The sequence below is a fragment of the Pseudomonas sp. GW456-E7 genome (assembly GCF_059424105.1).
Genome location: NZ_JBWKZB010000006.1, coordinates 125,422 through 139,874 on the forward strand (window position 1 = coordinate 125,422; position 14,453 = coordinate 139,874).

The 14,453-nt window shown below is 59.4% G+C and carries 11 protein-coding genes; 3 read left to right on the forward strand and 8 right to left on the reverse strand.

What is annotated here, in order from left to right:
* Nucleotides 1–238: 238 nt before the first annotated feature.
* The 3 genes from AC07YV_RS06715 (at nucleotide 239) to AC07YV_RS06725 (ending at nucleotide 3,817) form a co-directional block, all read left to right on the forward strand.
* A complete protein-coding gene (locus AC07YV_RS06715) occupies nucleotides 239–1,822 on the forward strand; it encodes a peptide chain release factor 3 (protein WP_007973058.1) in 1,584 nt (527 codons plus the stop codon).
* Between the two features lie 355 nt (nucleotides 1,823–2,177).
* Complete coding sequence (locus AC07YV_RS06720; protein WP_102698850.1) at nucleotides 2,178–3,413, forward strand: MFS transporter; 1,236 nt, start codon at nucleotides 2,178–2,180, stop codon at nucleotides 3,411–3,413.
* 146 nt (nucleotides 3,414–3,559) lie between these two features.
* Nucleotides 3,560–3,817 carry a hypothetical protein gene (locus tag AC07YV_RS06725; protein ID WP_102698849.1) on the forward strand — a complete coding sequence of 86 codons (258 nt, stop codon included), beginning with the start codon at nucleotides 3,560–3,562 and terminating at the stop codon, nucleotides 3,815–3,817.
* 186 nt (nucleotides 3,818–4,003) lie between these two features.
* On the opposite strand, the gene AC07YV_RS06730 is transcribed toward AC07YV_RS06725, so the two are convergent.
* From AC07YV_RS06730 to AC07YV_RS06765, 8 genes are all read right to left on the reverse strand, one after another.
* Nucleotides 4,004–5,191 (reverse strand): hypothetical protein, encoded by a 1,188-nt coding sequence (locus AC07YV_RS06730; protein WP_102698848.1) that lies wholly within the window; start codon nucleotides 5,189–5,191, stop codon nucleotides 4,004–4,006.
* Between the two features lie 231 nt (nucleotides 5,192–5,422).
* Nucleotides 5,423–6,403 (reverse strand): peptide ABC transporter ATP-binding protein, encoded by a 981-nt coding sequence (locus AC07YV_RS06735; RefSeq protein ID WP_015093469.1) that lies wholly within the window; start codon nucleotides 6,401–6,403, stop codon nucleotides 5,423–5,425.
* Nucleotides 6,403–7,371 (reverse strand): ABC transporter ATP-binding protein, encoded by a 969-nt coding sequence (locus tag AC07YV_RS06740; protein ID WP_007973051.1) that lies wholly within the window; start codon nucleotides 7,369–7,371, stop codon nucleotides 6,403–6,405. The genes AC07YV_RS06735 and AC07YV_RS06740 overlap by 1 nt, the downstream gene beginning before the upstream one ends.
* 10 nt (nucleotides 7,372–7,381) lie before the next feature.
* Nucleotides 7,382–8,293 (reverse strand): ABC transporter permease subunit, encoded by a 912-nt coding sequence (locus tag AC07YV_RS06745; protein WP_102698847.1) that lies wholly within the window; start codon nucleotides 8,291–8,293, stop codon nucleotides 7,382–7,384.
* Nucleotides 8,294–8,303: 10 nt separating this feature from the next.
* Complete coding sequence (locus tag AC07YV_RS06750; protein WP_015093471.1) at nucleotides 8,304–9,314, reverse strand: ABC transporter permease subunit; 1,011 nt, start codon at nucleotides 9,312–9,314, stop codon at nucleotides 8,304–8,306.
* Between the two features lie 73 nt (nucleotides 9,315–9,387).
* Nucleotides 9,388–10,983, reverse strand: coding sequence for an ABC transporter substrate-binding protein (locus tag AC07YV_RS06755; RefSeq protein ID WP_102698846.1), 1,596 nt, complete (start codon nucleotides 10,981–10,983; stop codon nucleotides 9,388–9,390).
* Nucleotides 10,984–11,061: 78 nt separating this feature from the next.
* Nucleotides 11,062–12,495: an OprD family porin gene (locus AC07YV_RS06760; protein WP_102698845.1), complete on the reverse strand. Its 1,434-nt coding sequence runs from the start codon at nucleotides 12,493–12,495 to the stop codon at nucleotides 11,062–11,064.
* A 175-nt stretch (nucleotides 12,496–12,670) separates the two neighbouring features.
* Nucleotides 12,671–14,272, reverse strand: a complete 1,602-nt coding sequence (locus tag AC07YV_RS06765; protein ID WP_102698844.1) for an ABC transporter substrate-binding protein — start codon at nucleotides 14,270–14,272, stop codon at nucleotides 12,671–12,673.
* Nucleotides 14,273–14,453: the final 181 nt, after the last annotated feature.

Genomic DNA, 14,453 nt, shown 5'->3' on the forward strand with positions numbered 1-14,453 from the left:
TACGGGGGAGTGGACGTCTCCGTGCTTTAAAAGGTTCCCACATTAAATGCCATGTGGCCACCTGTAGGAGCTGCCGAAGGCTGCGATCTTTTGATCTTCGGCGCCATTGAAAACGCCAAAAGATCGCAGCCTTCGGCAGCTCCTACAGGGGGATCGGGGTGTATGGACGGTGGTCCGTAGATCACTTTTTAAGCTATACTCGCCGCCCTTTTTTGAATCACCTGCCAGGCGATTTCCCATGACCAAACAGGCCGCCGAAGTCGCGAAACGCCGCACTTTCGCCATTATTTCCCACCCCGATGCCGGTAAGACCACCATCACCGAGAAACTCTTGCTGATGGGCAAGGCGATCGCGGTAGCCGGTACGGTGAAATCTCGTAAATCCGACCGCCATGCCACCTCCGACTGGATGGAAATGGAAAAGCAGCGTGGTATTTCCATTACCACGTCGGTCATGCAATTCCCGTATCGCGAGCACATGATCAACCTGCTCGACACCCCGGGCCACGAAGACTTCTCCGAAGATACCTACCGCACCCTGACCGCGGTGGACTCGGCCTTGATGGTTCTCGACGGCGGTAAAGGTGTAGAGCCACGGACCATCGCCCTGATGGACGTCTGCCGTCTGCGTGACACGCCGATCGTCAGCTTCATCAACAAACTCGACCGTGACATCCGCGACCCGATCGAACTGCTCGACGAAATCGAAGCCGTCCTCAAGATCAAGGCCGCGCCGATCACCTGGCCGATCGGTTGCTACCGTGACTTCAAAGGCGTGTATCACCTCGCCGATGACTACATCATCGTGTACACCGCCGGTCACGGCCATGAGCGCACCGAAACCAAGATCATCGAGAAGCTCGACTCCGATGAGGCGCGTGCGCACCTGGGTGACGAGTACGAACGTTTCCTCGAACAGCTTGAACTGGTGCAGGGCGCCTGCCACGAGTTCAACCAGCAGGAATTCCTCGACGGTCAGCTGACCCCGGTGTTCTTCGGTACGGCCCTGGGCAACTTCGGTGTTGATCACGTCCTCGACGCCGTCGTTGATTGGGCTCCGCGCCCGCTGGCCCGGGTGGCCAACGAGCGCACCGTGGAGCCGGTGGAAGAGAAGTTCTCGGGCTTCATCTTCAAGATCCAGGCGAACATGGACCCGAAACACCGCGACCGCATCGCCTTCATGCGCATCTGCTCCGGCAAATACGAAAAAGGCATGAAGATGCGCCACGTGCGCACCGGCAAGGACGTGCGGATCGGCGACGCGCTGACCTTCTTCTCCTCCGAGCGTGAGCAACTGGAAGAGGCGTTTGCCGGCGACATCATCGGCCTGCACAACCACGGCACCATCCAGATCGGCGACACCTTCAGCGAAGGCGAAGTCCTGGGCTTCACCGGCATCCCGCACTTCGCCCCGGAACTGTTCCGCCGCGTGCGCCTGAAGGATCCGCTGAAATCCAAGCAATTGCGCCAGGGCTTGCAGCAGCTGGCCGAAGAAGGCGCGACCCAAGTGTTCTTCCCGGAACGCAGTAACGACATCATCCTCGGCGCCGTCGGTGTGCTGCAGTTCGATGTGGTCGCCAGCCGTTTGAAAGAGGAATACAAGGTCGAGTGCTCCTACGAGCCAATCACTGTTTATTCCGCGCGCTGGATCGAATGCAGCGACAAGAAGAAGCTTGAGGAATTCTCCAACAAGGCTGTGGAAAACCTGGCACTGGACGGCGGCGGTCACCTGACCTACCTCGCGCCAACGCGGGTCAACCTGGCACTGATGGAAGAGCGCTGGCCGGACGTGAAATTCCGTGCGACCCGCGAGCATCACTAAGCGCTCAATGGCGACACCCGAAAGCCCGCTGTGAAAACAGTGGGCTTTTTTTTGCTGTTCTGTGGGAGCGAGCTTGCTCGCGATGGACTTTAACGATGACGCGCAAACTGGATAAACGTGGCGCACTTGAGCCCATCGCCAGCAAGCTGGCTCCTACAGTTTCCCGGGATTGCGTGATGAACCTTTTTTTGGATTGATTTTGCGCTGGAGGCGATTGCGTAGGTCTTTTCCTTTGCGTTTGTAGCCTGCCTCTGCTTTTGCCCCGTGTGGGAGATTTGCTCGCGACAAGTCGGTCGTTGGCGTTTAGTGTCCAAGACACATTTCGCAATCTGCGGCCATCTTGATGATCAAGGGAATGACGCATCGGCTGACTCATCTGCTGAGGCTGGACGGCTATTTCGGCGTGATGGCCTGGGTGCTCGCGGCGCTGTTGTTCATCAATCGAATGAGCAGCATGGTCAAGTTGTTCATGGCGCTGTACCTGCGTCAGGAACTGGGGCTGGCCATTGAAACCGTTGGCTGGCTGTTGTCGGCATACGGCGCTGGATTGCTGGTCGGCTCGATGCTCGGTGGTTTGCTCAGTGACCATGTGCGCACGGCACGGCTCACCGCGGCGCTGTTCTTTGTGTCGATGGGGGTTCTGATCCTGCTCGGGCTGGTCACGCAGGTGCCGCTGCTGGCCGGGTTGCTGCTGCTCAGTGGGGCCGTCGACGGGGCGATCCGGACGCTGCATCAGCGGCTGATCATGGAGTATTGCGAGGTTGCGCAGCGTTCCCGGGCGCAGGCCTTGAGCCGGGTCGCCCGGAACCTCGGAATGGCCGCTGCCGGGGTGGCGGGCGGTGTTTTGGCGCAGACCGATTTTCGCTGGGTGTTCTTCGCCAGCGCAGCCATGACCCTGTTGGCCTTGCTCTGGTTTGTCCGCACGACATGGCGCCGACCGGTGCTGGTGCCTGACGAGAAACCTGATACCGGCTCAGGCTCATGCGTGCCGTATCGCGACAAACCCTTTCTCTGGTTATTGGCGACGACGGTCCTGCTCGGGATGGCATTCGACACGGTCTACAGCACGCTGGGTAACTATCTGCGTGATTACTATCGCCTGAGCACCGAAGCGATCGGCTGGCAGTTCGCATTGAATGCCGTATTGGTGGTGTCGTTACAGATTCCGTTGACCCATTGGGGCGAACGCTGGGGCACGCGTCGCCAACTGGTGGCGGGCAGTCTGTTGCTGGCCTGTGGGCTCGTTATGTTGCCGTTGGGTTCCGGGCTGTTCTATGCCTGTCTGTCGACGGTGGTCTGGACATTGGGCGAGGCGCTGTTCATGCCGCCACTGAATGCGCTGGTCATGCAGCATGCGCAACGTGGAAAAAGCGGACAGTACTTTGGCGTGTTTTTCATGAGCTGGAGTGCGAGTGCACTGTTGTCGCCGATGCTCAGCGGTCAGTTGTACGGTCACTTTGGCGGGCACAGTGTGTGGCTGGTCAGTGCGGCACTGGCACTGCTGTCCATACCCATGATTTATCAGGCTACCCGTCCTCGCGCTCCAGACAAGCTTGAGGGGCAGCCTCGCCGAACTATTTCGCTTAGTTGATCCGGCTATTGGGTTTATTTGAAACCAGTCTTTCTACCGAGCGCATTTCTGCTCGCTCGTCAGCGTCCAATCTGGAGAACCCGGCTGATCGGAACTAGATTTCACTCAGCGCCAGACAGGCACTCCACGAAAGGAAGGAATCGGCTATGAACAGGTTGTTTCGCGTTTTACTGCTGTTGAAGGTGTTGGTGATGCTATCGCTCGGGACGTCGACGGCGTGGGCCGAGTGCATCGATCACGGGGAACAGGCTTCGAGCGGGCAAGCGGGATACGCGGGGTTGATGCTCGCCAAATCCGAATCGGAACCGGGAGATCTGGGGCAGGGTGGTGCTGACAACGACGATGACTCGACCACCGACGAGCCGGACTCCGATGATCCCGACGAAGGCGATAGCCAGACGTAATCGCTCGATGGCGAGGATGACTTATAGGCAGTCGAGGTAAAAGGGGGTTCTGTTACAACTCCAACCCTGTGGGAGCGGGCTTGCTCGCGAAGGTGTCATGCCAGTCAGTATCAATGTCGACTAACAGACCGCTTTCGCGAGCAAGCCCGCTCCCACTGTTTTTATGCCGCGCCGTCGAGAGCGGGATCAGGCCTGGAGCCCGTAGACGACCGGGCCGCGATTCCCTGCTTCAATGAAAGCCTCGCCGCCAACGATAATGCGAGCACCGCCCTGGACCTTCACATCCCACGGCAATCCTCCTGACGGACCAAAAGAAACCCACCCGGCCCCAGTCCCTCCGAAGTGGGTGTCATAGTCTCCATTGGGCAACAACCTGCCAGCGATGATATGGAGTGCCCGGTTGTAACCAACCACGACAATCTTGCCGTCCGGCTGCTGGGCCAGGGATCGCCAGAAGGTTTCAGGACCGGTGTTGGTGAATACAGGAAGCCCGCCATTCCACTCCTTATCGGGGTGACCGTCTGCGGTAAACCTCATCGCCATGCCCATGCTCTCCTGGAGACCGCCGGCACATGCCAGCTTGCCATCAGCCTGTGCGATGAGTTGACTCATTTTGAGTGAGCCATCCGTTGTTGCCAGGAGCGCAAAACCATCGACACCAAATTGGCTATCGACCCGCCCCTCCAGATCAAATCGTGCAAGAACGAGCTGACCGGATGTGGTGGTTCCGCCAACAACGATTTTTCCCTCTTGAATCACAACGCTGCAAAGCCGGATGAAGTCGCCCGCGGTTTCGATTTCGACAAAACCGCTTTTGCCGAAACCGGTATCGAGTTTGCCGTTACTGTGCAAGCGAACCAGCAGTGACCCTTCGGACTCACTGATGAAATAGCTGAACGCCACAAGCACTTTTCCATCCCCCTGCAGACAGCCGTCGATCAACGCCACTTGGGAATAATCATGCTGTGCTACAGGAATGACGACACTGCCGAAGTCCAGGTCAGGGCTGCCGTTGGCATGAAAACGTCTCAGTGCTGCCCGGCCAATACCGTCGGGTTCTCGGGTATCTCCGATTACCAGGATCTTGCGATCCTCTTGCAGTAGCAAACGCGACGGACTTGCCTTTTTACCGCTGACGAATTGCCACTCACCGGTGTTCCCGTCATTGCCAAACGCCTTGTCCTTGATACCGTCAGAATCGGTGCGATACACAGTGAAACCCTCTCCCTGCCGAGTGGCGTAGGTCAGTTCACCTCCACCCGATAACACAACGGCCCTGACCGAGCCGGCCAGAAAATTGGGCCGGATCTGGCCAACAACACCAAATGCCGGGTCTAGTTGACCAGCGTTTTCGTCTGTTGCTTGAATTTCCATGATGCTTGCACCTGTCCCTGTAGTTTGAATGTTTCCGGGTCTACGCCTTGTGTCACGTGACACATGACTCTCCGACAGGATTCAAACAAAGCAGCTGGGCGTGCGTAACTGTCAGAAATGGCCGTGCGCTTGTGCAAACAAAAGAAAACCCCTCCTCCGTCGATTGATGCGCAATCGCAAGAGAAGGGGTTTGCCTGATTCAAGCGCGCCCCAATGACTGAGGCGCTTTTTTTATGCCGCGCCGTCGAGGAATTGCTCGGCGTAGTGGCAAGCCACCTGGCGGTTGTCGAGCAGGCGCAGGGCCGGCTCTTCAGTGCTGCAACGCTCGGTGGCGTATGGGCAGCGCTTGTGGAAGGCGCAGCCCGGTGGCGGGTTCAGCGGGTTGGGCAACTCGCCGACGATCTTGATTTTCGGCTTGTCCGGATCCGGGTGGATGGCTGGGGTCGCCGACAACAGGGCCTGGGTGTAGGGGTGCAGGGGACGGGAGTAGATGTCCTCTTTCGTGCCCATTTCCACCGGGCGGCCCAGGTACATCACCATCACATGGTCGGCCACGTGGCGAACCACCGCCAGGTTGTGGGAGATGAACACGTAGGCGGTGTTGAACTCTTGCTGCAGATCCATGAACAGGTTGAGCACCTGTGCCTGAATCGACACGTCCAGCGCCGAGGTCGGTTCGTCTGCCACCAGCACTTTCGGTTGCAGCATCATCGCGCGAGCCAGGGCGATCCGCTGGCGCTGACCGCCGGAAAACATGTGCGGATAACGCTGGTAGTGCTCGGGACGCAAGCCCACCTGCTTCATCATCGCCTGGACTTTCTCACGACGCTCCGCAGCGCTCAGGTTGGTGTTGATCAACAGTGGCTCGGCCAACTGATCACCGACTTTCTGCCGTGGGTTCAACGAGGCGTACGGGCTCTGGAACACCATCTGCACGTCTTTGCGCAATTGCTTGCGCTGAGCCTTGTCGGCACCGGCGACTTCCTGGCCGGCGATTTTCAGGGAGCCCGAGGACGGCTCTTCGATCAGGGTCAGGGCGCGGGCCAGGGTGGATTTTCCGCAACCGGATTCACCGACGACAGCGAGGGTCTTGCCGGCTTCCAGTTCGAACGACACGCCATTGAGGGCGCGCACGGTGGCGTGACCCTTGAACAGGCCTCGGGACACCTCGTAGTGACGGGTCAGGTCGCGGGCGGTAAGAACGACGGCCATTACGCCACCTCCTGGTTCAGCGGGTAGAAGCAGCGAGCGAGGCTGTTGCTTTTCTGGTCAAGGGCCGGACGTTGTTGACGGCAGTTGTCTTTCACGTACGGGCAGCGTGGCGACAGCAGGCAACCCTGCGGACGGTCGTAGCGACCGGGAACGATGCCCGGCAGGGTCGACAGGCGCGAGGCACCCAGGCTGTGTTCCGGAATCGCCTTGAGCAGCGCTTCGCTGTACGGGTGCGCCGGGATGTCGAACAGTTGCGGCACCTGACCGACTTCGACCGCCTGGCCGGCGTACATCACGCACACGCGCTGGGCGGTTTCGGCCACGACGGCGAGGTCGTGGGTGATCAGCACCAGGCCCATGTTCTGCTCTTTCTGCAGCGCCAGCAGCAGGTCCATGATCTGCGCCTGAATCGTCACGTCGAGTGCTGTGGTCGGTTCGTCGGCGATCAGCAGTTTCGGTTCGCCGGCAATCGCCATGGCAATCGCGACACGCTGGCTCATACCGCCGGACAGTTGGTGCGGGTAGGCGTCCATACGGCTGGCGGCGCCTGGGATTTCAACTTTTTCCAGCAGTTCGATCGCACGCTTGCGGGCCGCCTTGCCGGACATTTTCAGGTGCAGGCGCAGCACTTCTTCGATCTGGAAGCCGACGGTGTAGCTCGGGTTCAGCGCGGTCATCGGATCCTGGAAGACCATGGACAGGTCTTTGCCGACGATCTGCCGACGCTGGCGATTGTTCAGCTTGAGCATGTCCTTGCCGTCAAAGCTGAGCGAGTCGGCGGTAACGATGCCGGGGTGCTCGATCAGGCCCATCAGCGCCATCATGGTCACGGACTTGCCGGAACCGGACTCGCCAACGATGGCCAGCACTTCGCCCTTGTCCACTTTCAGGTCGAGGCCGTCGACCACGGGCGTGGCGTTCTTGTCGCCGAAGCGAACGTTGAGATTCTTGATTTCTAACAGTGACATGGGAATCTCCTCAGGCGGCGTTCTTGAGTTTCGGGTCCAGCGCGTCGCGCAGGCCGTCACCCATCAAGTTGATTGCCAGCACGCTGAGCAAAATGGTCAAACCAGGCAGGCTCACCACCCACCAGGCGCGTTCGATGTAGTCGCGGGCCGAAGCCAGCATGGTGCCCCACTCAGGGGTTGGCGGTTGTACGCCAAGGCCGAGGAAGCCCAGTGCGGCGGCATCGAGGATCGCCGAAGAGAAACTCAGGGTGGCCTGAACGATCAGCGGCGCCATGCAGTTGGGCAGCACGGTGACGAACATCAGGCGTGGCAGGCCGGCACCGGCCAGGCGCGCGGCGGTCACGTAGTCGCGGTTCAGCTCGCCCATCACCGCGGCGCGGGTCAGACGAACGTAGGACGGCAGGGACACCACGGCAATGGCGATCACGGTGTTGATCAGGCCAGGGCCGAGGATGGCGACGATCGCCACGGCCAGCAGCAGGGACGGCAGGGCCAGCATGATGTCCATCAGACGCATGATGGTCGGGCCGAGCACGCGCGGGAAGAACCCGGCGAACAGGCCCAGCAGGATCCCCGGGATCAGCGACATGACAACCGACGACAAGCCGATCATCAAGGACAGGCGCGAGCCAGTGATCAGGCGCGACAGCAGGTCGCGGCCCAGTTCATCGGTACCGAGCAGGAACTGGATCTGCCCACCTTCCAGCCAGGCCGGCGGGGTCAGCAGGAAATCACGGTACTGCTCGCTCGGATTGTGGGGGGCGACCCACGGGGCGAAGATGGCGCAGAAAATCACCAGCAGCATGAACATCAGGCCGGCGACGGCGCCTTTGTTCTTGGAGAACGCTTGCCAGAATTCTTTGTACGGAGACGGGTACAGCAGGCTTTGATCGACTGCTACCGATGGAATTGGAGTGGTCATGGTCATGATCTCAGCGCTGATGACGGATGCGTGGGTTGGCAAAGCCGTAGAGGATGTCCACTACGAAGTTGACCAGAATCACCAGGCAGGCGATTAACAGGATGCCGTTTTGCACGACGGGATAGTCCCGGGCGCCAATGGCTTCGATCAGCCATTTGCCGATGCCGGGCCACGAGAAGATGGTTTCGGTCAGGACCGCACCGGCCAGCAGGGTGCCGACTTGCAGGCCGACCACGGTCAGTACCGGAATCAGCGCGTTACGCAGACCGTGCACGAACACCACGCGCGACGGCGACAGGCCCTTGGCCTTGGCGGTGCGGATGTAGTCTTCACGCAGTACTTCGAGCATCGAGGAGCGGGTCATCCGCGCGATCACCGCCAGCGGGATGGTGCCCAGCACGATGGCCGGCAGGATCAGGTGGTGCAGGGCGTCGAAGAAGGCGTCCGGCTCGTTGGCCAGCAGCGTATCGATCAGCATGAAGCCGGTGCGTGGCTCGATGTCGTAGAGCAGGTCGATCCGTCCGGATACCGGGGTCCAGCCCAGGCTCACCGAGAAGAACATGATCAGGATCAGGCCCCACCAGAAGATCGGCATCGAGTATCCCGCCAGGGAGATACCCATCACCCCATGGTCGAACAGGGACCCTCGCTTGAGTGCCGCGATCACCCCGGCCAGAAGGCCCAGGATGCCGGCGAACAGCAGGGCGGCCATGGACAGCTCCAGGGTCGCGGGGAACAGGGAAGTGAATTCGTTCCAGACGCTTTCACGGGTACGCAGGGATTCTCCGAGGTCGCCGTGGGCCAGTTTGCCGATGTAATCCAGGTACTGGGCATACAGGGGTTTGTTCAGACCTAGGCGTTCCATTGCCTGAGCGTGCATTTCCGGGTCGACTCTGCGTTCGCCCATCATGACTTCCACGGGGTCGCCAGGGATCATGCGAATCAACGCGAATGTCAGCAAGGTGATGCCGAAAAACGTGGGGATCAGTAACCCCAGTCGGCGGGCAATAAAACTAAACATCGTAAGGTGTACCTCATCAGCCGGTTAGGCGTGCCCGGCATCCCTGCGTCAGGAATGCCGGGAGTTTTCTTATCTACTTCACCTGGGTGGTGGCGAAGTTGTTCGTGGTGAGGGGGCTAATGTGATAGCCCTCTACGTTGTTGCGCATTGCGGTAAACATTCTAGTGTGCGCCATGCTGATCCATGGCTGGTCCTGGTTAAAAATAACCTGGGCCTGCTCGTAGAGCGCTGCACGTTCGGCCGGATCGGTTTTTTCCCGGGCCTGGTCAATCAGCGCCTGGAACTTGTCATTGCACCAGCGGGCGTAGTTTTCTCCGTTCTTGGCCGCTTCACAACTGAGCATAGGCGTCAGGAAGTTATCCGGGTCGCCGTTATCGCCCGCCCATCCGGCGGAAACCATGTCGTGCTCGCCGTTTTTGGCGCGTTTGAGCATTTCGCCCCATTCCATCACGCGGATGTCGATCTTGATCCCGACCTTGGCCAGGTCGGCTTGCATCATCTGCGCACCGAGCATCGGGTTCGGGTTGGTGGCACCACCGCCGTTACGGGTGAACAGGGTGAATACCGTGCCTTCTGGTACGCCGGCTTCCTTGAGCAGGGCGCGGGCCTTGTCCAGGTCACGGGGCGGGTTCTTCAGGTCGTGGTTGTAGCCCAGCAGAGTGTCCGGGAACGGGTTGACCGCCGCGGTCGCATTGCCTTTGCCGAACAGCGCGTTGACGGCTGCTTCCTTGTCGAAGGCGATGTCGATGGCTTTACGCACACGCACGTCGCTCAGGTATTTGTGAGTGGTGTTGATGGCGATGTACGCAACGGTCATCGCGTTCAGTTCGTCGACTTTGAGGTTGGTGTCTTTCCTGATGCTCTGGATGTCGTCCGGTTTCGGGTACAGCGCGACCTGGCATTCGTTGGCCTTGAGCTTCTGCAGGCGCACGTTGTTGTCGGTGGCGATGGCGAAGATCAATGAGTCAGCCGGTGCCTTGCCACGGAAGTAGTCCGGGTTGGCCTTGAAACGAACCTGGGCATCCTTGTTGTAGCGCTGGAAGACGAACGGGCCGGTGCCGACGGGCTTGTTGTTCAGATCGCCGGTCTTGCCGGCCTTGAGCAACTGGTCGGCGTATTCGGCGGAGTAGATCGAAGAAAACGCCATGGCGATGTCGGCCAGGAACGGCGCTTCGCGACGGGTCAGGGTGAACTTGACTGTGTTGTCGTCGACTTTCTCGACGCTTTTCAGCAGCTCTTTGAAGCCCATGCTTTCAAAGTACGGGAAGCCCACGCTCGACAGCTTGTGCCATGGGTGGTTCGGGTCCAGCTGGCGCTGGAAGCTCCAGACCACGTCGTCGGCATTCATGTCGCGGGTCGGCTTGAAGTATTCGGTGGTGTGGAACTTGACGCCTTTACGCAGGTGGAACGTGTACGTCAGACCGTCCTCGCTGATGTCCCAGGAGTCGGCCAGTGCCGGAATCACGTCTGTGGTACCGGGCTTGAAGTCCGCCAGGCGATTGAAGATGGTTTCGGCCACGGCATCGGCGGTGACTGCAGTGGTGTACTGGACCATGTCGAAGCCTTCGGGGCTGTTTTCGGTGCAAACCACCAAGGGTTTGGCCGAGACGCCGACAGCGACACTGAGCAAAGCAGCCGCAATGGCCGCACGTAGGGGAAGCATTTTCATCAAGAACCCTCTGCAATCAGTTAAAGGACAAAAACCCAACGGCCGATTCGTCATTGAATCAGCCGTCAGGCCCGCGCATTACAGGATGTTGAATGGAATCGTGGTCACGAGACGGAACTCGTTGATGCTGCCGTCAGCCTGGTTTTCACTGGCACGGTGAGCGGTGTAGGTACCGCGGATCGTGGTGGCCTTGAGTGGGCCGCTCTGCACGGCGTAGGTTGCGCCGATGCCATATTCATAGTGGTGTTCGCCATCCTGGGACTGGATGCCGTCGTAACCCTTGCCGGGTACGCCGCCGTTGCCGGTGTAGTGAGTACCGTCGATGCCCCAGCCGCGCGCCTGGTAGATGTTGAACTTCAGGCCTGGCACGCCGTATTCGGCCATGTTCAGACCGTAGGCCACCTGGAACGATTTCTCGTTCGGGCCGTTGAAGTCCGACAGCAGGGAGTTGGCCAGGTAGATGCCGTTGGTTTCGTGCAGGTAGTCGAAGTACTCGTTGCCGTTCACTTCCTGGTACGAGAGGGTCAGGGTGTGTGCCTGGTGGGTCAGGCCGAACGACAGGGAATAGGTGTCGTTGTCGATAGAGCCGATCAGGGCCTTACCGGTGTCCTGGGTTTTGTAGTAGTTCAGGCCGGTGGTCAGGCTCAGTACCTGGCTGTCGCCCAGTACGTGGGAAGCGCCGAAGTAGTACTGGTTCCAGATGTCTTCAGCCTGGGTCGCCCAGAGGCTGGTGGTCAGGCTGGCAAATGGGGTGTAGGTCAGGCCGCCGGTGTAGACGTGATCGGTCTCGACGATGCCGTTGGCGTATTCGGTGCGGAATTTACGCTGGCTTTCTTCGGTACGCGGTGAGTTGCGGTCGAAGGTGGCCAGGTCGAAGGCCAGGTTGTTCAGCTCTTCGCTGTGGATGGCCACACCTTCGAAACTCGAAGGCAGTGCACGGTTACCGATCACATCGACCATCGGGCTGCTGAAGTTCATGCGGCCGGCGGTCAGGGTGGTGTTGGAGACACGGGCCTTGACGTTGGCCAGGCCCACTTTGCTCCACTGGCCTTGAGCGTCGCCGCCCTCTTTGGTCAGGGTACGGTTGTTGCCCGCGTTTGGACGAGAACCCGGTGCGCCACCGTTGCCGGATGCCAGGTCTTTACGATCCTGGTCCAGTGCGATGGCGTTGTAGGCCGCCACTTCGGTGCTGAAACCGACAGTCCCTTCGGTGAAGCCCGAGTTGTACTTGACGATGGTGCCCTGGACCCAGTTGATACGACGATCGGTCTCGGCCAGCGTGCCGTGATCGTTGTATTTGAATTTTGCACCACGTTTCAGTTGCTCGTTGGCGTACCAGTTACGCGTGGTGCCGGTGATCGACTGGCCTTCGACAAAGCCGGTGGCTTCGCTTTGGGCGCTCTTCTCGTTCACGGTAACCGGGGTGAAAGCCTGGCTTTGGGTTTCTGCGTAAGCCGTGGCGGTTACGCTGCTGATGGCCAAGGCCAATAACGCGGTGCTGCTCAGTTTCATGGGTAAAGCTCCTTACTTTCTTTTTTTTATGCCGGTCTTTTTTTTGTGATCCGGCTATTGGTTTAGAACTCATTCACAGCATCGCAAACGTTTGCTGTCGGCCAAATTGGCAAAAAACGCCAAAGCGTCTGCGTGAGGGCGGAAAATCCGCCCCCCGGCATTTCTGGCTAATCGGTTATTTTTCTATGCTGACACCCGAGAACACATTGCGGCCGAACGGGCTCACCTTGAACCCTTCGATTTTGGCGCTCAGCGGCTGGTTGACCGTTGAGTGGGCGACTGGCGTGATCGGCACCTGCTGCTTGAGGTACTGCTGCGCCTGTTTGTAGAGCTGGATGCGCTGGTCGCGGTCGGTGACAACCTTGGCCTGCTTGATCAGCTTGTCGTACGCCGGATCGCACCACATCGAGTAGTTGTTGCCACCAATGGCGTCGCAGCTGTAGAGCGTGCCCAGCCAGTTGTCCGGATCCCCATTGTCACCAGTCCAGCCGATCAGGCTGACGTCGTGCTCGCCATTTTTGGTGCGCTTGATGTACTCGCCCCACTCATAGCTGACGATCTTGACCTTGAGGCCGATCTTCGCCCAATCAGCCTGGAGCATTTCGGCCATCAACTTGGCGTTGGGGTTGTACGGACGCTGGACCGGCATGGCCCAGAGGGTGATTTCAGTGCCTTCCTTGACGCCGGCAGCCTTGAGCAATTCCCTGGCTTTTTCCGGGTTGTAGGCGGCGTCCTTGATCGTGTCGTCGTAGGACCATTGGGTCGGCGGCATGGCGTTGACCGCCAGTTGCCCCGCGCCTTGGTAAACGGCATTGAGAATGCCTTGCTTGTTCACCGCCATGTCCAGCGCCTGGCGCACTTCTAGCTGGTCGAACGGTTTGTGGCGCACGTTGTAGGCGATGTAGCCGAGGTTGAAGCCAGGCTTCTCGATCAACTGCAGGGCCGTGTCGTTCTTCAGTGCGGGCACATCGGCAGGGCGCGGATGCAGGGTGATCTGGCACTCGCCGGCCTTGAGTTTCTGCACGCGCACCGAGGCGTCGGTGTTGATGGCGAAAATCAGGTTGTCGAGCTTGACCCGGTCAGGAGCCCAGTAATGCTTGTTGCCGGTGTAGCGGATGTTCGAGTCTTTCTGATAGCTCTTGAACACGAACGGCCCGGTGCCGACCGGCTTCTGGTTGATGTCGCTCGGCTTGCCTTCGGCCAATAGCTTGTCGGCGTATTCGGCCGAAAGGATGGCGGCGAAGCTCATGGCGATGTTCTGGATGAACGCGGCGTCCACGCTGTTGAGCGTAAAGACCACGGTCAGTGGCCCGGTCTTTTCGACCTTGGCGATGTTCTTGTTCAGGCTCATGCCGTTGAAGTACGGAAATTCTGTCGGATAAGCCTTACGGAATGGTTGTTGCGGATCGAGCATGCGATTGAAGGTGAACAGCACGTCGTCGGCGTTGAAGTCGCGGGTCGGCGTGAAGTATTTGGTAGTATGAAACTTCACCCCTTCGCGCAGGTGAAAGGTATATTTTAGGCCGTCCTCGGAGATGTCCCAGCTCGTGGCCAGGCCCGGTACGACGTTGGTCGCGCCTTTTTCAAACTCTGCCAGCCGGTTGTACAGCGGCTCTGCGGCGTCGTTGTCGGTCGCGGTGGTGTACTGCGCCGTGTCGAAACCGGCGGGGCTGCCTTCGGAGCAGAAGACCAGGCTGTTGTTGGCGGCCTGGCTGATGGAAGTGGCGGCCAGCAGGCCGGTGCCCAGCAATGCGGATAAAACCAAGGTATGGCGCATAACGCTCCCTTTTCTCTCAAAGTGTTTTCAATGAGCCGCCGTCCCGTCCGCGGACGTAGAGGCATCACTGATTTCAAGCCATGCACGCAGCAATAACCGATGACCCACGCATGCACTGGTCGGATCCCGACGGTATGAGCCACGGGTCCGGCAGTAAATGCGTAGAGTCCTAAAGACTCGT